The sequence below is a fragment of the Kribbella sp. NPDC004138 genome, from assembly GCF_053603655.1.
In genome coordinates, this window is the sequence record NZ_JBSGFZ010000002.1 from 315,966 (window position 1) to 336,738 (window position 20,773).

A 20,773-nucleotide genomic window follows, 5' to 3' on the forward strand; every position below is an offset into this window, starting at 1 on the left:
GACCAGTGGATCTCACGGGTTCGAGCGGTGCCCGGTCCGGGCGAATCTGAGGGCGAACCAGGCCAACGCCCGATCAGAGAGGTCTTCCATGAACGTCAGCCGCCGCACCCTCCTCCGGACCACCGGCGCCGCCGCACTGGCGGCCGGTGTCGTCCCGCTCGTGACCGGCGGCGCGGCCGCGGCACCCAAGCTGCCCTTCGGCCCGGTCAAGCAGATCGACGCCGGTGTCCTCAACGTCGGATACGTCGAGCTCGGCCCGGCGCACGGCACTCCGGTGCTGCTGCTGCACGGATTCCCGTACGACATCCACAGCTTCGAACAGGTCGCCCCGCTGCTCGCCCGCCACGGCTACCGCGTTGTGGTGCCCTACTTGCGCGGCCACGGCAGTACGACGTTCCGCTCGGCCGGCACGCCTCGCAACGTCGACCAGGCCGCGTTCGCGCTCGACATCCTCGCGCTGATGGACGCGCTCGGCATCCAGCGCGCTGTGCTGGCCGGCTACGACTGGGGCTCGCGCACCGCGGACATCATCGCGGCGCTCTGGCCGGAGCGGGTGAAGGCTCTGGTCTCGGTCACCGGGTACCTGATCACGAACCTCGAAGCGAACTTGAACCCGCTGCCGCCCGCGGCCGAGAACGCCTGGTGGTACCAGTACTACTTCGCCACCGAGCGCGGCGTGAAGGGCCTGCACCAGTACAAGCGGGAGCTCGGCGAGTTCATCTGGAAGTTCAACTCACCCACCTGGAAGTACGGCGCGGCGACTTACGCCCGGACCGCGGCCGCCTTCGACAACCCGGACTGGGAGACCATCGTGATCGGCAACTACCGGTGGCGGCAGAGCCTGGCCCCGGCGGAGCCGGAGTACGCCGAGCTGGAGGTCCAACTGCAGAAGGCGCCCAAGATCGGCGTCCCGACGATCACGATCGACGGGCGGTACGACCCGTTCACGCCGGCCGGCGACGGCTCGTCGTACCGGGACCACTTCATCGGCCGGTACGAGCACCGGACGTTCGACGTCGGTCACAACGTGCCGCAGGAGGCGCCGCGCGAGTTCGCGCAGGCAGTGGTCGACGCTAGTCGATGACGGCTTCCAGGGCTGGTACGACGGTGTGTGCCCAGTCGGCCTGTTTGTCCGGTTGTGCGGAGCTCGTCGCGAGCAGGGCGACTGTCGAACCCTTCACGATCGACACGTCGACGTAGGACTCCGCTCCGGCGTACGTACGAACAGCGGTGGCAGCTGTGGCGGTGTCCCAGAGCTGTTTGACGCTCAGATCACCGCCGGTGCCGCAGGCCTTCATACGGGTCTCGTAGCCGCGGTAGTACGCAGTGGCCGCGTCGGAGGTGCTGAAGCGGAGCAGGAGAGCAGTGGCGGGTAAGGCGTCGGCGGTGCGGTAGCTGCCGGTCAGTGCGTACTGCGGGATCGGGAGGGATCCCTTGACCGGCTGGCCGGCGCAGCCGGAGGGCAGGGCTTCGTACGACGCCTGGTGTGGGTCGCGGCGGCGGGTCCAGGTGTTGTTGCCGATGAAGCCCGCCTCTGCGCCGCCGGGGTCCGTGTACGTCTTCCACCCTGCGCCCAGCTTGTCCGGAGCCGGGAGGTTGTGGGCGGTGAGCGGACCGGCGTTCGCGGGAGGCGGGGCGGTGGCTTGCTCCGGCACCTCCGGTGGGACGGCGGCGTCAGTCGGGTTGCTGGTGGGCAATGTGGTCGGCGGCACCGGCACCGTCCCGCTGACCGTGCTGGGGATCACCGGCGTCGGACTGGGCGTTGAGCTCGGTGCTGGTTGCTCAGCAGCCGACTTGGAGCTGCAGCCGACCAGGACAGCAGCCAGGACACCGGCGACTACAACGGTCTTCACCTCGGCTCGAAGTGCTGGTAGTCGGGCTTGGCCCAGCCGGCGCCCCAGAAGTACCCCTGTCCGATCAGGGCCTTCGTGGCGACGCTGCTGGAGAACAGCATGCCCGGGCGCACCACGGACCGGTTGCGGTACGCCAGCCCGTTCGACGGGTACCAAACGCCGTCCGCGGCCAGGTACGGGTTCTCGACGGTGTTGATGTCGATCGCCCAGCCGTACGAGTGCGGCGACAACGAGTACGGGTCGCCAGTGACGCGGCGGCAGTTGAACGCCGACGTGTTGTCGGCCGCCATCGACTTGATGTCGCTGCCGCCGAACACGTCCACCCGGCGCATCTGCCGGATCGGGAACTTGGACGTGAACGTCGAGGTCCACACGGTGATCATCTTCGCCACCGCGGCGTCCCGCAGGATCAGCTCGCCCCGGTGCACGCGGCCGTCGAAGCCCCAGTAGTTCAGCTGCAGCAGCCGCAGCGACGAGGGCCGCACGGGGCAGCCGCTGCGATAGGTGTAAGGCACCATCGCGGCGGACACGGCGTACACCTTGGGGTTCAGGGCCGCCTTGATGACGATCGTCGCCAGACCGGAGTACTCCATCGCGGGCTGGGTGACGTACCGCGTGACGACGCGGACGGTGCGGGTCTTGGGCAGGTCGTCGGGGACCCTCAGCCGAAAATTGCCGGCCGCATCCATCTTCGCGATGTTCAGCAGTGCCCAGCGGCCGCTGCCGAGATACTCCTGCAGCGCGAGCTCCTTGCCCGGTTCGGCCGGCACCATCCGGCCGGTGACCGAGACGCCGGTCAGCGTCGCGTACCAGGAGGCCGGGGTGGTGATCACGATCTTCCGGTCCTGGATCGGCACCGTCCGGTAGTCCGAGATCGCGAGCGCCGTCTCCGCCTTGACCCCGATCATCGTGCGGAACGCCCAGGTGCCCGGGGCCGCCGAGACGTAGCTGAACCGGTACACGCCGCCGGTCGTGGTCCGGGTCGACGCGCGCAGCACCCAGGCGCCCGGGACCCGCTGCCACAGCGTGATGTACGACCCGGTGATCGGCTGGCTGATCTTGCCGGTGAAGACCGTCGGCTTGTCCTCCCACGAGGCCGCCGGCTGGTCCAGCGTGATCGACCAGGCCGCCGCCGGGGTCACCGCGGCCGACGGCGTCGGTGTCGGTGTGGGCGTGGGTGTGGGCGTGGGAGTCGGCGTAGGCGTCGGGGTCGGCGTTTCAGCCGGTGTCGCCGACGGAGTCACACTCGGCGAAGGAGTCTCGTCCGCATGGGCCACTCCGACGGACCCGAGACTCAGCACAACCGCGACCGCCACCCCAACGAAGCGCCTCATCCGCCTCACCCTCCCCTCGACAACACCTACCCCTATAAGAGGCAGTCACACAGGGAGACGTCACACGAAGGCGGGAAGTTTTCTTTATTCCTGCAGTCGCTTCACGGCGGCGTCGACGCGCTCGTCGGTCCCGGTGAGCGCGACGCGGACGTGCCGCTCGCCCGCGGTCCCGTAGAACGCGCCGGGCGCGACGAGGATGCCGCGGTCCGCCAGCGCACCGACGGAGCCGTACGCGTCGTACGACGGGTGCGACGCCCACAGGTACAGCCCGCCGTTCGACAGGGTGATCTCCCAGCCCGCGTCGGTCAGCGCGTCCCGCAGTACGGCGCGGCGACGCAGGTAGCGCGCACGCTGCTCCTCCACGTGGGCGTCGTCGGCGAACGCGGCGGCCATCGCGGCCTGGATCGGCGACGGCACCATCAGCCCGGCGTGCTTGCGGACGGCGAGCAACTCAGCCACGACCGTCTCGTCGCCGGCCACGAAGCCGCCGCGGTACCCGGCCAGGTTGGAGCGCTTGGACAGCGAGTGCACCGCCAGCAGGTTGTCGAAGCTGCCGCCGGACACGTCCGGGTGCAGCACGGACACCGGCTTCTCGTCCCAGCCGAACTCGGTGTAGCACTCGTCGCTGACCAGCAGGACGTCGTTCGCCCGCGCCCACTCGACCGCACGCCGCAGGTCGTCCGGCAGGGTGATCTCCCCGGACGGGTTGCGCGGCGAGTTCAGGTACGCGACCCGGACGGGGCCGTCGTACGCCGTCGGGTCCGCGACCGGCACGCTGGCCGCCCGGGCGAGCGCCGCACCGGCCTCGTACGTCGGGTAGGCCAGGTCCGGGATCAGGACGGTGTCGCCGGCCCCGATGCCGAGCAGCGTCGGGAGCATCATGATCAGCTCCTTGGTGCCGATCACGGGCAGGACGCCGCGCTGCGGGTCCACCCCGGTCACCTCGAGCCGGCGCGCCATCCAGTCCACGGCCGCCTGCCGCGCAGCCGACGTACCGATCGTCGTCGGGTACGCCGGGGCGTCCGCGGCGTCGGCCAGCGCCTGCTTGACCAGCGCCGGCACCGGGTCCACCGGGCTGCCGACCGACAGGTCGACGATGCCGTCGGGGTGCGCGGCCGCCTTCTGCTTGAAGGGGTCGAGCTTGTCCCACGGGAAATCGGGCAACCGGCTGGAGGTCTCGAAGATCACCTGGCCATTCTCCCCTACCCGCTCGGCAGGTGAGATCGACTGTCCACTTCACTACGATCTGTGCGGACAGGGGGTGACCGGATGACGTACGACGTGGCGGTGGTGGGGGCCGGTGCGATGGGGTCGGCCGCTGCGCGCGCGCTGGCCGCGGCGGGACGAGAGGTCGTCGTCCTGGAGCAGTTCACGCTCGGGCACGAGCGGGGCGGGTCGCACGGGGCCACGCGGCTCTTCCGGCCGGCCGCAGACGACGCGGAGATCGCCGAGCTGACCGAACGCGCCCGGCCGCTGTGGCGGGAGCTGGAGGCGGAGTCGGGCGAGGCCCTGCTCGAAGAGACCGGCGGGATCGACCACGGGCTGAGCGACGCGGAGGTAGACGTCTTCCGCTCGTTGCACGCGGCAACTGGCTCGGTGCTGACCGCGGCAGAGGCTGCGGAGCGCTGGCCAGGGTTCCGGTTTGAGACGCCGGTGCTGTACCAGCCAGGGTCGGGCCGGCTGTACGCCGATCGGACCGTGCACGCGCTACAGGTCGTCGCTGCTCGGTGGGGCGCCGAGTTCCGCGTGCAGTCGCCGGTGCGGGCGCTGCGGACGTACGCAGGGCTGGTCGAGCTCGACGTACCGGGCGGGGCGGTGCGGGCGCGGCACGTCGTACTGACGGCTGGGCCGTGGACCCCGCGGCTGGCGGACGGTCTGGTGACGCTGCCGCCGTTCAAGGTGACACAGGAGCAGCCCCGGTTCTTCACGCCCTTGTCGGACCAACTGGAGTGGCCCAGCTTCGTGCACCACGGCCCGACCAGCTACGGCCTCTACGAGCCTGGCTCCGGCGTCAAGGTCGGTCTGCACGCGACCGGGCCGGAGGTGGACCCCGACACGCGGGACTTCCAGCCGGAGCCCGAGCGCGACGCGACCCTGCTGCGGTACGTCGAGGAGTGGTTCCCGGGGCTCGACGCCGGCCGGTCCACGGCGATCAGCTGCCTCTACGACAACACGCCGACGTCCGACTTCGTCATCGACCGCGCTGGGCCGGTCACGGTCGCGGCCGGGTTCTCCGGGCAGGGCTTCAAGTTCGTGCCGCTGGTCGGCGCCTTCGTCCGCGACCTGGTCACGGGTGCGGCGCAGACGCCGGCGCGGTTCGGGTTCCAGCGGTAACTTCAGAGGTGGTTTCAGAGGTAGAGGCCGGTCTGGCCGTCCTCCAGGCGGCCGGCGGCCACCGCGTGCAGGTCCCGCTCGCGCAGCAGGATGTAGTCGTCGCCGCGCACCTCGACCTCGGCCCGGTCCTCCGGGTCGAACAGCACCCGGTCGTCGACCTCGACCGTGCGCACGTTGGCGCCGATCGCGACGACCTTCGCCCAGGCCAGCCGACGGCCCATCTGCGCGGTGGCGGGGATCAGGATGCCCGCCGACGACTTGCGCTCGCCCTCCTGCTCGAGGGAGACCAGGACGCGGTCGTGCAGCATCCGGATCGGCAGCTTGTCGTCGGAGAGCCGCTTGCGTGGAGTCACCGGCGACCCACCAGGCGACGGATCACGAGAAGCACACCGACCACACCGGCCACGGCGCCGACGACCGCGAGGATCTTCTGGGTCCGCAACTGACCCTGCTCGTCGAAGACCTGCGACTTGGCCTGCTCGACCTGGCGCAGGGCCAGGTTCTTCGGGCTGGCCCGGTCGACCAGCTCGTCCACGGTCGAGGCCAGGCGCGCACGGGTGGCGGCGATATCCGCCTCGATCTGCTCGGCGGTCCGAGCGTTCGTGTCCGACACGAGTCGGCGCTCCCTTCCATCGGCAGGGCAGCTCGGGGCCTGGCCCGGTCTGCCCTTCGTCACCCACCATCCTCGCAGGTCATCGCCGCAAGTCCACGACCACCTTGATGTCATCCGGTTCCCGCACCAATGCGGCCGGCCAATCGGACAGCGGCACGCTCCGGGTGACCAGCCGCTCCAGCCAGGCCCGGTCCGCCGCCAGCAGCGCGTCGACCGCGGCCGCATAGTGGCGCTTCCCTGCGTTCACCGTGCCGACCAGTGCGGCGTTGCGGACCACCAGCTGCCGGACCAGTGCGTCGAGCTGCACACTGACGGTCGCAGGGCCGGGGTGGATCCCGGCCAGGCACATGACCCCGGCCGGCGGCAGCAGCGACGCACAGTCGAACACCAGCTGCCCGGCGCCTGTTGCCTCGATCACCACATCCGGTACGGCGTCCAGCTGCCCCAGGTCGGTGATGTACGTCCCGCCGAGCGCCCGGACCAGCTCCGGTTTCGGCCCGTCCACGACCCGGTCCAGCACGTGTACGTCGTACCCGCGCTGCCAGGCGATCAACGCGGCCAGCAGCCCGATCGGACCGGCGCCCGTCACCAGCACGTGCCGTGGCGCGAACCACGACCGGGCCCCGACCTGATCCACCTGCTCCCACGCCTTGGTGAGGATGCTGGCCGGCTCCACGAGGACCCCGAGCTCTCCCAGTTCAGCCGGCACCGGTACGGCGAAGTACGGGTCGACCCGCCAGCGCTCGGCGCCGTACCCGTCCATCTCCTTGATGCCGCGCTCGGTGTACTGCCCGTTGCGGCAGAAGTCCCACTCGCCGCGAGCACACGCCACACAGGGCACCGGGTCGGGACGACGGACGACGCCGGCGACCAGGTCGCCACTCGCGAAGCCCGAGCCCGCCGGCGCCTCCAGCACCCGTCCGAGTGACTCGTGCCCGATGACGAGCCGGTCCGCACCGGGGCGACCACTGCCGAACGCTCCGGACACCAGCTCGAGGTCGGTCCCGCAGATGCCCGTCAGCAGGCCCTCCACCAGCATCGATCCGTCGGCGACGGGAGGCTCCGGCACGTCACCGACTGTCGCCGAGTCGGCCTTGCCCGGCGTCACTGTCATGGCCCGCATCGGCTCAGGCTAACCGGGTCATGTCGACGGTCACCTCGATGGCCGTCGCCGCACCACCGGAGTAGATGCCCTTCAGCGGCGACACGTCCGCGTAGTCCCGCCCGGTCGCCACCCAGACGTGCCGGTGCCCGATCGAGATGTCGTTGGTCGGGTCGAAGCCCCACCACTCGCCGGTCCAGGCCTCGATCCACGCATGGCTCTCGCCGACGACCTTCTCGCCCACGGCGGCGTCCGGCTTCGTGTGCAGGTAGCCCGACACGTAGCGGGCCGGGACACCGACCGCGCGCAGCATGGCCAGCGTCAGATGCGCGTAGTCCTGACACACACCCTCACCGGCCTGCCAGGCGTCGACAGCGGACGAGTGCACGCCGGTCGTGCCGCGCTGGTACTTCAGCTTGTCGTGGACCCACTTCGACACCGCAAGGACGGTCTCCTCCGGCGTGCGGCCCTTGCGCAGCGAGCGCGCGACGGCGGACAGCTCCCGGTGCTTCGGGACGTAGCTGGTCCACTCGAGGAACTCGGCGTACGTGTCCAGGACCTCAGGTGATTTCAGCTGGACCCAGGTCGCCTCAGCGGTCGGTGCGGCCTGGTCTGTCGTCTCGACGACAGAGGCCGCGACCACCTTCAGTTCGGTGTGCGGGATCTGCAGGTCGAACGCGTTGACCTCCGTACCCCAGTAGTCGGTGTACTTGTACGCACGGGCCGCCGGGACGGTCTCCAGCCGCGCGACCATGAGGTTCTGCCGGTTGTCGTGCCGCGGGGTCAGCCTGGCCTCGTTGTACGACTGCGTCACCGCGGTCGCGTACCGGTAGCCCGTCGTATGGACAACGCGTAGACGCCACTTCACAGGTTCACCTCCGCGTTGTTCCACTCGATCCACGGCACCACGTGGAAGTACTGCCGCGACACTGCCTCACCGACCTCGCGCACTGTCGTCTGCAAGGCCTGCAGTCTGCCGGTCAGGTCGTCCAGCAGATCGGCCGGCCGCAGGAACTCCAGATCGCTGCGCGCCTTGCCCAGCAACCGCGACGCCTCCGCGCCGGCCCCGATCCGGGCCGAGGGTCCGTGGTCGAGGTGGTCGAGACAGGACTCCGCCTGCTGCAGCGCGTGGAACACGGACCGCGGGAACAACCGGTCCAGCAACAGGAACTGCACCACCCGGGACGCGTCGAGGGCACCGCGGTACGTCCTCAAATAGGTGTCGTGTGCGCCCGCGGAGCGCAGTACCGTCACCCAGCCGGGTGAGGTGGGCCGGTCGCCGACCCGGGACATCAGCAGCCGGACGATCATGTCGACGCGCTCCACCGACCGCCCGAGGACCAGGAACCGCCAGCCGTCGTCGCGGCTCATCGTGGAGTCGGCCAGCCCGGCGAACATCGCGGCGCGGTCCTCCACGAACGTGAAGAACTCGTGCGGCCCCACCCGGCGCGCGGCGCGCTGCCGCTCGGGGACGGCGTTCCACATCGCGTTGATGCACTGCCACAGCTCGCTCGACACGACCTCCCGTGCGACCCGGGTGTTCTCCCGCGCGCTGGCGATCGAGGACACGATCGACCCGGTCTCCGGCGACATCGCGACCAGCTCGGTCAGGCCCCACACGTCCAGCTCGCTGCCGTCCGGCGGAGTGATCCCGAGGACCGTGAGCAGCCGGCGGCTGGCCGTGTCGGCGTCGACAGTGGCGTCCTCGAGCAGCTGGTGCACCGAGACGTCCAGGATCCGCGCGGTGTCGTCCGCGCGTTCGACGTACCGGCCGATCCAGTACAGCGACTCGGCGTTGCGTGCGAGCATCGTCAGCACCTCCCCATCACTGTTGTTGCTGCTGTTGGGCGACGTTCAGCTCAGGGCCCTGCTCCGGCGTACTGTCGGGCTTCACCCTGGGGGTTCCGAGCCCCGGACCGCGCAGCTCGGCGTCCTCTCCGGAGGCGCGGGGCGCCAGGACCCAGGTGTCCTTGGACCCGCCGCCCTGTGACGAGTTGACGACCAGGCTGCCTTCCGGAATCGCCACCCTGGTCAGCCCGCCCGGCAGCACGAACACGTCCTCACCGTCGTTGACCGCGAACGGCCGCAGATCGACATGGCGCGGCTGGAGCCGCTCACCGACCTTCGTCGGCACGGTCGACAGCTGTACGACGGGCTGCGCGATCCAGCCGCGCGGATTGGCCCGGATGCGGCGCCGCTGCGCCTGCAGCTCCTTCGGCGACGCGTCCGGCCCGAAGACGATGCCGTACCCGCCAGAGCCCTCCACCGGCTTCGTGACCAGCTCGTCGAGGCGGTCCAGTACTTCTGTCTGCTCCGCCGGCAGCCAGCACCGGTAGGTGTCGACGTTCGGCAGCAGCGGCGTCTCACCGAGGTAGTACTTCAGGATCTCCGGCAGGTACGTATAGATCAGCTTGTCGTCGCCGACGCCGTTGCCGATCGCATTGGCGATCACCACGTTGCCCGCGCGCGCCGCGTTCACCAGACCGGCGACACCGAGCACGGAGTCCGGTACGAACTGCACGGGGTCCAGGAAGTCGTCGTCGATCCGCCGGTAGATCACGTCGACCCGCTGCTCGCCCTCGGTGGTCCGCAGGTAGATGACGTTGTTGCGCGCGAACAGGTCCCGCCCCTCAACCAGCTCGACGCCCATCTGCCGGGCCAGCAGCGAGTGCTCGAAGTACGCCGAGTTGTAGACGCCCGGTGTCAGCACGACGACGTTCGGATCGGTGGCGCTCGCCGGAGCGGCAGCCCGCAGCGCCCGGAGCAGGTGGACGGCGTAGTCGCCGACCGCGCGGACCCGGTGTTTCGCGAAGAGGTCCGGGAACACCCGCGCCATCGTCCGGCGGTTCTCCATCACGTACGAGACCCCGGACGGGCTGCGCAGGTTGTCCTCGAGCACCCGGAAGTCACCTTGCTCGTCACGCACCACGTCGATTCCCGCGACATGGATACGGACACCGTTCGGCGGTGCGATGCCGGCCGCCTGCCGGTGGAAGTGCTCGCACGAGGTGATCAGCCGGCGCGGCAGTACGCCGTCCGCGACGATCTGCTGGTCCCCGTAGATATCGGCGAGGAACGCCTCCAGCGCGCGGACCCGCTGCACGACGCCACGCTCCAGCCGCGCCCACTCCGACGCCGTGATCACCCGCGGCACCAGGTCCAGCGGGAACGGCCGCTCCTCACCCGACAGGCTGAACGTGATCCCCTGGTCCACCAGCGCCCGGTCGAGCGCCTCCGACCGCGTGGTCAGGTCGGTGGGCTGCAACGGCTGCAACGAGTCGTGCAGCCGCTTGTACGCCGTCCGTACGCCGTCGACCGGATCGAACATCTCGTCGTACGCCCCCGCATGCGGGCGACGCGGATCCAGATAGCCGTCGAACAACTGGCGGGACGGTATGCGGCTCATCTGCGCATCTTCACCTACCGCGCCGCCGCTCGCACCTCCAACGGACAGCAGTTTTCGCGCACGTAACATTGCGCGCAGGAGACCAACCCGTGGAGGACCTGATGTCCGATCGTCTGTCCGTCGGCGACACCGCACCCGACTTCACCCTGCCCGATGCCGACGGCAACGACGTGGCGCTGGCCGGGCTGCGCGGCAAGAACGTGATCGTCTACTTCTACCCGGCCGCGATGACGCCGGGCTGCACCAAGCAGGCCTGCGACTTCCGCGACTCGCTCGACTCGCTGCAGGCCGCCGGGTACGCCGTCCTCGGCATCTCCCCCGACAAGCCGGCCAAGCTGGCCAAGTTCCGCGACCGCGACGGCGTGACGTTCCCGCTGCTCAGCGACCCGGACAAGGAGGTGCTGACCGCGTACGGCGCGTTCGGCGAGAAGACCATGTACGGGAAGAAGGTGACCGGCGTGATCCGGTCCACGTTCGTCGTCGACCCGGACGGGAAGATCGCGGTCGCGCAGTACAACGTGAAGGCGACCGGCCACGTCGCCAAGCTCCGCCGCGACCTGGGCCTGTGAGCCTGCCGCGGCAGGGTCGGACCGAAATGGCCTCGGGGAGGCCTAGGGGCCAAGCCGGGGTGCCGGGCACCTGATCTGTGTCGGTGGGGTCGGCGAGAATGGTGACATGTCTTGCGCTGCCGTTGTGACGCTGCGGGCATACAAGTACGCGCTGGATCCCACGCCCCGTCAGGTCCGATGCCTGGATGGGCACTGTGGTGCGGCGCGCAAGGCATACAACTGGGGTCTGGGCCGGGTGAAAGCAGGTCTGGACCAGAGGGCAGCGGAGCGCACTTACGGCGTGCCAGACGAGCTCTTGACACCGGTGATCTCCTGGTCGATGTACTCACTGCGCAAAGCCTGGAACCAGGCCAAGCCGACGGTCGCACCATGGTGGGCTGACTACTCCAAGGAGGCCTACGCTTCAGGCCTGACCCAATTGGCCGCCGCATTGAAGAACTGGGCCGACTCGCGTAGCCGTCAGCGGCAAGGTCGGGCGATGGGGTTCCCGCGGTTCAAGACCAAGCACAAGGCGGTCAAGTCGTGCCGGTTCACCACCGGCGCCATCGGCTGCGATGAGCGGTACGCCATACTGCCGCGGATCGGCCGGGTGCGGCTGCACGAGACCCCGGCGCTCGAACTGCTCGACGGCACCGCTCGCCAAGCTGTCGCGCCGTGTGTCCCGCCGCGTCGGTCCGGACCGTCGTAACGGCCGGGTGCCGTCGCAGAGATGGCGGCGTGCCAACGTTCAGCGCAACCGGGTCCACCACCGCGTCGCGTGTCAGCGTGCCGACGCGCTACACAAGCTGACCACGGCGGTTGCCCGCGAGTACGGGACGGTCGTCGTGGAGGACCTCAACGTTGCCGGCATGCTGAAGAACCGCAGGCTGGCCAGTCGGATCTGGGACGCGGGTTTCGGCGAGATCCGCCGACAACTGGCGTACAAGACCAAGTGGAACGGCGGGCGGCTGATCGTGGCCGACCGTTGGTATCCCTCCAGTAAGACTTGTTCGAACTGTGGAGTGGTGAAAGCCAAGCTGCTCCTGTCCGAACGCGTGTTCCGGTGTAACTCCTGCGGTCTGGTGATGGACCGTGACGAGAACGCGGCGAGGAACCTCGCCGCGCTGGCGGACGCCGCGAGTGGTGCGGAGACGTTAAACGGACGTGGAGCCGACCAGAAGACCCGGGCTACCGGGCAGGTGGCTGTGAAACGTCTACCCGGCAGCCCAGTGCATGAGACCGGGACCGCCTCGCCAGCGGCTGTGAGTGTGTGCCCAACGAGTGCCCCACCCGCAACGGAAACCTTCGACCGTTTCATGACGGTGGTCCATGGAACGGTCGTTTGAGCGAACTCTTGTTGTGATTTGGATCACACCACTTGCTCAGCGCTTCGGAGTGGAGTCGATACGCAGGGTGAGTTTTTAAGCGTTCCTGTGAAAGAGCCGTACTCCGGGGACGGCTACGGTTCAGCGACGGGTGTGTCACGACCGTCGCCGGCCTTCGCGGTGACGTAAGGAAACCGGGTAATCTGCGCGCGCAGTCAGCCTCTGGGAGGGAGGAACCTGCCGCGATGGGAAAACATTCCTCTGCGGTGACGCGTAGTAACAACAACCGTCGCTCGGTGTACATCACCGCTGTCGGACTACTGGTGCTTTCACTCGGCGCCGTCTTCGTGGTCCGCTCCTTCGGGTCCGAATCGGGCGCCGACGGGTTCCTCGGTTCCGGTAAGGCCTGCGCCGACCCGACGCAGATCCAGCTGTCCACCACGCCCGAGATGCAGGCGCCGCTCGAGGCGGCCGCCAAGGCGGTCGCGGCCAAGGGCGGCAAGGACGGTGCCCCGTGCCTGCAGATCACCATCAGCGCGGCGCCGTCGGCCCAGGTCGCACGGGACGTCGCGCACGGCAGCGACAACCGGCCCGACCTGTGGGTGCCGGACTCCTCGCTGTGGGTCGCCCAGGCCGACGACGGCCAGAGCGTCCCGAACGTCGCGGTCGCCTCGATCGCCACGTCGCCGATGGTCATCGTCGGCCGGCGGGACAACTTCGGCGACACGTCGTCCTGGCTGCGCGTCCTGGGCGCGAGCGAGCCGGCCCTGCTCGACCCGCTGAACTCCTCCCCCGGCGCGCTGACGCTGCTGGCGGTGCAGATGGAGCGGCAGAAGACGTCCGCGTCCGACAGCCAGGTCTCGCAACTCGTCGTACCGCTCGCGCAGCACCTCGGGTCGATGGCCAAGCCGTACTCCGACGTGAACGCGCTGTTCGGCCGCGCCGACCAGGACGGCAGCAAGACCGTCGTCCCGGCGACCGAGCAGAGCTTCCTGAAGTACCAGGAGTCGCACCCGGACACCCAGCTGCGCGCGATCCAGCCGGGCACGGGCACGCTGTACCTGGACTACCCGATCGTGGTCACCGCGAAGTCCGACACGGACGCCGCGAACGGGGCCGCGCAGGCGCTGGCCGGCGAACTGCTGACCGACAGCGCCGGACAGGCCCGTGACCAAGCCGGCTTCCGGGACACCACGTTCAGCCCGCTGAGCGGCGGCCGCGGCGTCGGGGACATGACCCAGCTGACCAAGCCGACCAGCCAGGCGATCAACACCACGCTGCAGAACTGGACCCGGCTGTCGCTGTCCACGCACTCGCTGGCCGTCATCGACGTCTCCGGCTCGATGGCCGAGAAGGTCGGCGGCAAGACCCGCATGCAGCTCACGATCGAGGCTGCGATCGGCGGCCTGAACCTGTTCCCGGACAGCGCCCAGCTCGGCCTGTGGACGTTCTCCACCAAGATCGGCAAGCTCGGCGCCGACTACAAGCCGCTGGTGCCGATCGCGCCGCTGTCGAAGGTGCAGCGCGGCAAGATCACCGCCCAGCTGAAGATCCAGGGCCCGATCCCGAACGGCGGCACCGGGCTGTACGACACCGCGATCGCCGCGGTCACGCAGGTCCGGCAGGAGTACAAGTCGAACGCGGTCAACACCGTCCTGCTGTTCACCGACGGCAAGAACGACGACCCCGGCAGCCCGACCCTCGCCCAGGCCGTGCAGGCCCTCCGCAGCCTGCAGGACCCGGCCCGCCCGGTCCGCATCATCGCCCTGGGCATGGGCCCCGAGGCGAACGCCGACGAACTCAGCGCCCTCGCCGGAGCCACCGGCGGCGCGGCGTACGTCGCCCGCAACCCCGGCGACCTGAAGAGCGTCTTCATCGACGCCCTGCAAAGCCGCTGACAGACGAGATTCCAGCCCCTCCCTCAGCCTCCCCTAGGATGTCCACCTAGGGGAGGCGACCCTCCCCCAGCCAGAGTGGTGGAACGGCAGACACACCGGCTTTAGGTGCCGGCGCCCCCGGGCGTGCGGGTTCAACTCCCGCCTCTGGCACAACACCGTCGCATACCTGCCCTCGGCTACCCCGGGGGTACGAGTGCGTTGTCCTCACGGTCGAGGGTGTACCCGGCGTCGAGGAACTCGTGGTACATGGCGGCGTACTGTACCTCCCAGTCGAAGAACGGTCTCGCCAACTGCTCGGACGAAACCCGAGTCGCGAGCCAGACCGGTCTACCCTCCTTGATCATCCGCCGTGCCCACGTCACATAGACGTCGGTGTGCGATCCGTTGTCTGTGCTGGGCATCTCCACCTGCAGCAGATCGTCGGCGCCGAGGAACTCCGCAATCGCGTTGTCCTGCTTCGCCCCTTCGATCTGGTTCCTGGCGGCGGGATCGCCGATCGCCGCCCATTTCGAGACCATGCTGTTGCTCCGGCCGATCAGATCCGCGATCAGGCCGACGAGGCCGTGCGCCGGTCCGGCGGCGCCCACCCCGATCGCTCTCAGGCCGGCGCGGAACTCGAGCCCGGCTGGAAGAGCGGTTGTGTAATCCCTTTGCTTGGGCCTGGAGGTGTCGATGTCGAAGCGGGCATCCTTCAGAGCGGCGCGGTGCCACAGGGGGGCCCGTTCGTTGCGGCTGGCGATGGCGGTCAGGCGGGCTTTTTCCTTGGCCTGGCGGATGCCGCAGGCGATGGCTTCCGCCTGGCAGAGGCGGCGGGCTCGGATCCTGGCTGCTCCCGAGTCCCAGCTCGTCGCACCGGTGCGCATCTGCCCCGTCGCGTGCTGACGCCATTTCGCCGGATTGAAGGAGACGTCCGCGCTCGCACCTCTGGCCGGCCGGCGGCGTACGTCGTCGCCGATGAAGTACTTCAGGCCGGTGGCGTCGGACATCGTCGCCGGGTTGTTGTTCGCGTACGCGTAGCCGTTCAGCTGCTGCGGATCCAGGTAGTCCGCGATCGGGTCGACGGACACGAACCGGCCGAGCTCGGGGTCGTACTCGCGTGCCCCGAGCCTGGTCAGACCGGTGCCGGCGGTCGGCGTGCCGGAGACGAATCCCCTGTCGCCACCGCGCCAGCCGGCCGAACCGGAGCGAGGGTTGCCGAACAGATCCATCCGACGTACGTCCATCGAGGCCGGGTCGTCGGCCTTGACCGCGGTTCCGGCCGTGCCGTGGTGGTCGGAACCCAGGTACAGCACGCCGTCGGCCTTGGTCCGGACCCCGACACCCTCGATGTAGCGACGCCCCGTCAGCACCCGGGACGTGGTGTCGAGCACCACCTCGCCGCCACCGACGAACAGGGTCGCCCGTCCGCTGTCGCGCCGGATCAGCGGCGCGCCGGAGGCGTCGTACAGATACGACGTCTCGGTGGTTGCGGTCCTGATCCGGGCCAGCCGTCCGGCGTCGTCCCAGTCGAGTGTCTGGGTTCCGGCCGGGCCTGGCCGGGTCACGGTGTGACCGGCGGCGTCGTAGCCGTACTCGACGGTGTCCGTCGCCCTGGTCGCTGACGTGAGGGCGTGCGGCCGGACCGCCGACGGCCCCGGAGCCGGGTACGCGTAGCTCGTCACCACGTCTGCCGCGCCGCCCAGACCCTTGATTGTCTTGCTGGTGCGGTTACCGGTGACGTCGTAGCCGAACGCCTGCCAGTACGGCGCCGGACCGCCGACCACTGTCGACGACGGGGTCTCGGCGCAGCCGGTGACCTGCGTCCAAACCTGCGTCACCCGGCGCAGGTAGTCGTACTGGTAGCACTGGGTGTCGGCGACCGAGCCGGCTGCGTGGTCGACGATCCGGGTGACGTTGCCGGCGGGGTCGTAGCCGTAATCGATCTTCTGTGCGGTGGTGCTGCCGTCGACAACTCTGGTCAGCTGCTGCTGGGTGAGCCGGTGGGTGGCCGGGTCGAAGGCAGACCACCTGGTCACCTGGGTGGACGGCTGGCCCGCCGCCGGTTTCGGCCCGAGTACGACGCTGGACTCCTCGCCGACCTGGTTGTACGCCGTGGCATCGATGTACGTCGTCGCCCCGGTGAGGCGGTCGGCCAGGCCGAGCGAGTCGTACGTGTGCGTGAAGGTCTCTGCCGACAGGTCGCCGAGGCGCGGCAGCGTCCGGCCGGACAGGCTGCCGTCCGGCTTGTAGGTGTACGTCGTGGAATAGTCCCCGGCGAGTTCAAGGTAGCCGGTGACGGGCGGAATGGTCACCGTCGTCCGGAGCGGCCGTCCGGCCGGGTCGAGCGAGTCGGTCCGGCTGACGTAGGCGTGGCCGTCGTGGTAGCTGGTCGCCGAGGCCAGGATGCCTTTGCCGGCCGGCAGCGTGTCGTAGCTGAACTCGCTCAGCACAGGGCCGGCAGCCGATCCGGTCCGGGTCTGCACGACGCGGCCGAGCGCGTCGTACGTCGTCGCGACGGTCTTCCCGCGGGCATCGGTGGTGGTGAGCAGTTGACCGGCGTCGTCGTAGGTCATGGTCGAAGCGCCCGCGTCCGGGTCGTTCGCCGACGTCTTGCGGCCGAGCAGGTCGTAGCCGAACCGCCAGACGTTGCCGGCCGGATCGGTGACGGCCTCCAGCGCACCGGCCTTGGTGTAGGCGTAGCGGGTTGTGTCTGCATCACCCGTCGGGGTGCGACCGTGGTACAGCAGCTTCGACGTGATCCGTCCGCGTGCGTCGGAGACCGTGGTGGTGACGGTGTCCCCCTCTGGCGGGTTCACGGTCACCGAGTCACCGCCGTACGACGTGGTGGTCCGCCACAGCTCCTGGCTGCCGGCGAGCTTGACGGTGGCGGTGACCCGGCCTGCGCCGTCGTACACGCTGACGGTCGAGCCAGGCACGGACGCGCCATCGGGCCGGTGGAAGTCGGTCCCCGGTGCCAAGGCGTCGTAGTAGGGCTCGTCGGTGCGTACCGCGAGACCACGTGAGTCGTACGTCGTGGTGGTCAGCACCCGCCCGCCGGCGGCGACCGGACTCGGTGCCTGGGTCTGCCGCGGCCGGAGCAGGCCGTCGAACAGCTCGTACGAGACCGTGGTGTTGCCGTTGGCCACGAGTCGCTCGGTGCGGACCCAGTTCGCGCCGCTGGTCCGGGTGACCTCGTAGCCGTAGCGCAGGTTCGGCGCGCCGTCCGACGGTGTACGGCCGGGCAGGTACACCGTGCTGCGGCGACCAAGGGCGTCGTACCCGATCGTGGTCAGGCGGCCGTTCGCGTCCACCGTCGAGGTCGGCACGCCCCAGGCGGTGTCGAGCGTCGTCGTCTCGGTGTGGCGCAGCGCGTTCGTCGTCGTACTGGACGTCGTCAGGCCCCTGGTCTGCGTGTAGCCGAAGGTCGTGGTGCGACCAAGCGCGTCGGTGGTCGTCAGCGTCCGGCCGAACGTGTCGTACGTCGACGTGGTCGCCACGAACTGCGGGAGGTCGCCGGAGTACTCCTTGGCTGTCTCGGACTTGGTGGCGAGGCCGCGCGTCGGGGTGGCACCGTACGCGTTGCCGTCGAACGAGGTACGGGTCTCGGCGATGATCGCGGCGGTCAGCGGGGCGCCCGGGTGGCAGGCCACACTCTCCACGACGGTGCGCTCGGCCAGATCGACGAGGTTGCCGGCCACGTTGCGCGCGTAGTCCGTCGTGGTGCACTCCTCGTCACCGCTGATCGCCGTGTCGCCCTGGTCGTCGACCTTGACGACGTTGCCGTATTCGTCGAACGACCTGTCGAGACCGGTCACGCGGTTGTCGCCGGACGACAGCCGGGTGCGGGCGACCTGACGGTCGCTCTCGACCTGGTAAGCCTCCAGGGTCGTGTCGAGCACGGACTGGACTGCGGTTCGGTGCGACCACGGTGTGCTGATCTCCCCCGAGACCTCGGTCGTGGTGTCCAGGTAGGTGATCTCCTCGCGCTGGAAGCCTGCGTACTCCTTGTTGTCGGTGACCGTCCCCGCCGAGTCCGTCAGGCTGCGCGACTTGGTCCCGCCGGTGCGGTTCAGCCGGTCCCCGTTCATGCCGCGGAAGAACCGGTAGGCGCTCTTGAGCCGGGGTTTGTCGAGATCCTGAGCGGGATCGCCTTTCCGAACGACCACGTTCTCGTAGCCACGCCACTCCGACCAGGTGCGCTTGGCCGCCGCGAGCAGCGGGTTCGCGTCCCACGCCCACGCTGCACCACCGGTGTACTCGTACGTCGTCCTGGTCGAGGCGCCACTGGTGAGGTTGTCGATCTCCAGCACCTCGGCGACGACGTACTTGTGGAACCAGTCGTCGACAGGCTCGCTGGCCGGCGGCATCGCCCACCGCACCGGGAAGCACCGCAGCGTGTTGGTTTCCGCCGCCGGCCTCGAACCGGCGACGCAGTTCGGCGTCGCGTAGGTGATGCTGATCCGGCCGCCGGACTCGGTGTCGATCGCCGTCATCCGAGGCTTGTTCAGTGGCGGCAAACCGTCCTCGGGGCCATTCACCCGGTTGTCGTACATCGTGCCGGTGAACGTCACCGCAGGCAGTTGCACCGGGGTGGTCTTGCCCAGGCCTGTCCGTCTGACCGAGTTGAGCCACAAGCCGGCTGCAGTGTTGTCACCTGGGGACGGCCAGGTGTGGGTCAAGTCCCACTGGTCGACCGGACGGTAGGTGCCATCGGACTTGAGGACCTGTGTGGTCACCTTGGCCAGCCGTTTCGTCGTCCAGAACGACGGCGCCTGCTGCGCGATCGTACATGTCGTGGCCGTGCAGCTCAGGTCCCACGGCACGTCCGGCCACGAGGTCTTGTCGTGCTTGGCGCAGTCGGTTCCGGGCACGCACCGGTCGGCCGGGGTGAACACCACCTTCGCAGGCACGTCACCGAAGTCCTGACCGGTGCGGGTGCCGTAGTGGATCTCGGACAGGACACCGTTGCGGACGTACGACGTCGTCGTCTTGCCGAGATTCTGGCCGTACTTGTTCGACTCCTGGGTGTAGAAGTAGCTCATCGAGTTGCCGTGCACGTCGACGACGTAGTCGAGGTTCCACCGGTACGCCTGCGTGCAGGCGGACTCGGCGAACGTCGCGGCATGGCACGGCTCGTCGGCGTCGTTGCCGTAGACCGGCACCGTCCAGACCGAGTTCGTGGTCGCGTTGCCGCTGGCCCAGCCGGGCAGCCGGTTGAGGCCGAAGTAGTACTTCGTGCCGTCGGTGCTGGTCACGACCCAGTACTCGCCGTCCTTGTCGCCGTTGACGGCGCCCGTGACGTGTTCGACGCGACTGGCGTCGTCGGCCTGCGGTCGCCACCGGCCGTCGGCACCCTTCACCAGCTTCCCGTTGACCGCCCTGGACGACACCGTCGCGTTCTCGGTCTCCCAGCACTGGTCGCCGGTCTTGGTCGTGCCGTTGTTCCCGCCCAGATCCTCGGCACAGCTCTTGTAGGTGCGTTCGATGTAGCCGGGCCACAGGTCCCAGCCCTCGCCGATCCAGGACGGCTGGTTGTTCTGGGCAACGACCCGCCCGTCGACGGCCTGCGAGGAGTAGTTCAGTGCCAGCTCAGGTTCCAGACCGCCGGGGGTGGGCGGCACCTGCAGCGCGTACTGCCAACTGAATCCTCCGCTGCTGAGGTTCGTCTGCCACGACCCGCTGGATGCAAGCGAGGTCGCCTGGTAGTCCCCGGTGGACCCGTCCGGGGCGGCCGCGACAGCGAACATCGTTGCCTGCCCCGGGTCGACCTCGGCCGTCACGGTCTCGGCCCGGGCATCGTTGCGGACGTTCGACACTGCTCCGGGTGCGCCGAGGATCGTCGTCAGCGTCAGTCGGTCAGCCCAGTTCCCGCCGTAGGCGTCCGCGAAGCCGGAGTAGTCGACGACGACCCGGACGGTGCCGGCCACACGCTCCGGGGTGGTGACCGACAGGAGCAACCCCGCGACACCCCGGCGTACGGCGTCGGCGCGTGGGTGGACCTGGACGCGCACACTGCCCGGCGCCGTGCCACGCGCGGCGCCGACCTGGACCGGGAGATCGCCGGCCCGGGTCAACGCCGTTCGGGCCCGCACAGCGAGGTTGACCATCGCGGTTCCCGGTGACGGCCAGGTCACCGCCGCCGCGCCCGCCGGCGTGGTCGGCATGCCGGAGCGCGCCGGTACCCGTGGCCGTACCGCCTCGCCAGGTACGGCGACCAGCGGCTTCGGCGGGTCGAACGTCGGCTGGAGCGACGCCGCGCCGTTCTCCGGCGGATCCGCGGCGGCGCTGGGCGTCACCAGGGCACCGACGAGGCTCGCCGCGACCAGCAGGATGGCCAGTCGGCGTCCGCGTGACGACAGTGAGGTGTCAGTGGTGTTCATG

Annotated in this window: 16 protein-coding genes, 1 tRNA gene and 1 pseudogene; 8 read left to right on the plus strand and 10 right to left on the minus strand. The window is 69.5% G+C overall.

Going from position 1 to position 20,773, the window contains the following annotated elements; all coding sequences use genetic code 11:
* Positions 1–88 precede the first annotated feature (88 nt).
* The gene (locus ACWEOO_RS03630; RefSeq protein WP_452141625.1) at positions 89–1,084 is read left to right on the plus strand and encodes an alpha/beta fold hydrolase; all 996 of its coding nucleotides are present in this window, start codon (positions 89–91) and stop codon (positions 1,082–1,084) included.
* Here ACWEOO_RS03630 and ACWEOO_RS03635 read toward each other — a convergent pair.
* The 3 genes from ACWEOO_RS03635 to dapC form a co-directional block, all read right to left on the minus strand.
* Positions 1,074–1,853 carry a hypothetical protein gene (locus ACWEOO_RS03635; RefSeq protein WP_452141626.1) on the minus strand — a complete coding sequence of 260 codons (780 nt, stop codon included), beginning with the start codon at positions 1,851–1,853 and terminating at the stop codon, positions 1,074–1,076. The genes ACWEOO_RS03630 and ACWEOO_RS03635 overlap by 11 nt on opposite strands.
* Positions 1,850–3,187 (minus strand): M15 family metallopeptidase, encoded by a 1,338-nt coding sequence (locus tag ACWEOO_RS03640; RefSeq protein ID WP_452141627.1) that lies wholly within the window; start codon positions 3,185–3,187, stop codon positions 1,850–1,852. The genes ACWEOO_RS03635 and ACWEOO_RS03640 overlap by 4 nt, the downstream gene beginning before the upstream one ends.
* An 84-nt stretch (positions 3,188–3,271) precedes the next feature.
* Positions 3,272–4,372, minus strand: a complete 1,101-nt coding sequence (gene dapC / locus ACWEOO_RS03645; RefSeq protein ID WP_452141708.1) for a succinyldiaminopimelate transaminase — start codon at positions 4,370–4,372, stop codon at positions 3,272–3,274.
* Positions 4,373–4,456: 84 nt separating this feature from the next.
* Between dapC and ACWEOO_RS03650 the strand changes: the two genes are divergently transcribed.
* A complete protein-coding gene (locus ACWEOO_RS03650; RefSeq protein ID WP_452141628.1) occupies positions 4,457–5,521 on the plus strand; it encodes an FAD-dependent oxidoreductase in 1,065 nt (354 codons plus the stop codon).
* A 14-nt stretch (positions 5,522–5,535) separates the two neighbouring features.
* Here the strand turns inward: ACWEOO_RS03650 and ACWEOO_RS03655 are convergent, their stop codons facing one another.
* The 6 genes from ACWEOO_RS03655 to ACWEOO_RS03680 form a co-directional block, all read right to left on the minus strand.
* Positions 5,536–5,874 (minus strand): GroES family chaperonin, encoded by a 339-nt coding sequence (locus ACWEOO_RS03655; RefSeq protein ID WP_185759412.1) that lies wholly within the window; start codon positions 5,872–5,874, stop codon positions 5,536–5,538.
* Positions 5,871–6,134, minus strand: coding sequence for a DUF3618 domain-containing protein (locus ACWEOO_RS03660; RefSeq protein ID WP_452141629.1), 264 nt, complete (start codon positions 6,132–6,134; stop codon positions 5,871–5,873). Before ACWEOO_RS03660 ends, ACWEOO_RS03655 begins: the two co-directional genes overlap by 4 nt.
* Before the next feature lie 79 nt (positions 6,135–6,213).
* Positions 6,214–7,257, minus strand: coding sequence for a glucose 1-dehydrogenase (locus tag ACWEOO_RS03665; RefSeq protein ID WP_452141630.1), 1,044 nt, complete (start codon positions 7,255–7,257; stop codon positions 6,214–6,216).
* Positions 7,258–7,261: 4 nt separating this feature from the next.
* Entirely contained in the window at positions 7,262–8,104 is an 843-nt protein-coding gene (locus ACWEOO_RS03670) for a transglutaminase family protein (RefSeq protein ID WP_452141631.1), read from the minus strand.
* Positions 8,101–9,045 (minus strand): alpha-E domain-containing protein, encoded by a 945-nt coding sequence (locus ACWEOO_RS03675; RefSeq protein ID WP_359936382.1) that lies wholly within the window; start codon positions 9,043–9,045, stop codon positions 8,101–8,103. The genes ACWEOO_RS03670 and ACWEOO_RS03675 overlap by 4 nt, the downstream gene beginning before the upstream one ends.
* Before the next feature lie 16 nt (positions 9,046–9,061).
* Complete coding sequence (locus tag ACWEOO_RS03680; RefSeq protein ID WP_452141632.1) at positions 9,062–10,642, minus strand: circularly permuted type 2 ATP-grasp protein; 1,581 nt, start codon at positions 10,640–10,642, stop codon at positions 9,062–9,064.
* Positions 10,643–10,743: 101 nt separating this feature from the next.
* Between ACWEOO_RS03680 and bcp the strand changes: the two genes are divergently transcribed.
* From bcp to ACWEOO_RS03710, 6 genes and pseudogenes are all read left to right on the plus strand, one after another.
* Positions 10,744–11,211 carry a thioredoxin-dependent thiol peroxidase gene (gene bcp / locus ACWEOO_RS03685; RefSeq protein WP_355472747.1) on the plus strand — a complete coding sequence of 156 codons (468 nt, stop codon included), beginning with the start codon at positions 10,744–10,746 and terminating at the stop codon, positions 11,209–11,211.
* 106 nt (positions 11,212–11,317) lie between these two features.
* Positions 11,318–11,437: pseudogene (locus tag ACWEOO_RS03690) on the plus strand (helix-turn-helix domain-containing protein); the annotation flags it as partial.
* A 54-nt stretch (positions 11,438–11,491) separates the two neighbouring features.
* A complete protein-coding gene (locus tag ACWEOO_RS03695; RefSeq protein WP_452141712.1) occupies positions 11,492–11,899 on the plus strand; it encodes a hypothetical protein in 408 nt (135 codons plus the stop codon).
* Positions 11,868–12,536 (plus strand): RNA-guided endonuclease InsQ/TnpB family protein, encoded by a 669-nt coding sequence (locus tag ACWEOO_RS03700; protein WP_452141633.1) that lies wholly within the window; start codon positions 11,868–11,870, stop codon positions 12,534–12,536. The genes ACWEOO_RS03695 and ACWEOO_RS03700 overlap by 32 nt, the downstream gene beginning before the upstream one ends.
* A 275-nt stretch (positions 12,537–12,811) precedes the next feature.
* Positions 12,812–14,413: a substrate-binding domain-containing protein gene (locus tag ACWEOO_RS03705; RefSeq protein ID WP_452141634.1), complete on the plus strand. Its 1,602-nt coding sequence runs from the start codon at positions 12,812–12,814 to the stop codon at positions 14,411–14,413.
* Between the two features lie 69 nt (positions 14,414–14,482).
* A tRNA-Leu gene (locus ACWEOO_RS03710) sits at positions 14,483–14,563 on the plus strand.
* Between the two features lie 26 nt (positions 14,564–14,589).
* On the opposite strand, the gene ACWEOO_RS03715 is transcribed toward ACWEOO_RS03710, so the two are convergent.
* Positions 14,590–20,772: an RHS repeat-associated core domain-containing protein gene (locus tag ACWEOO_RS03715; protein WP_452141635.1), complete on the minus strand. Its 6,183-nt coding sequence runs from the start codon at positions 20,770–20,772 to the stop codon at positions 14,590–14,592.
* Between the last annotated feature and the right edge of the window lies 1 nt (position 20,773).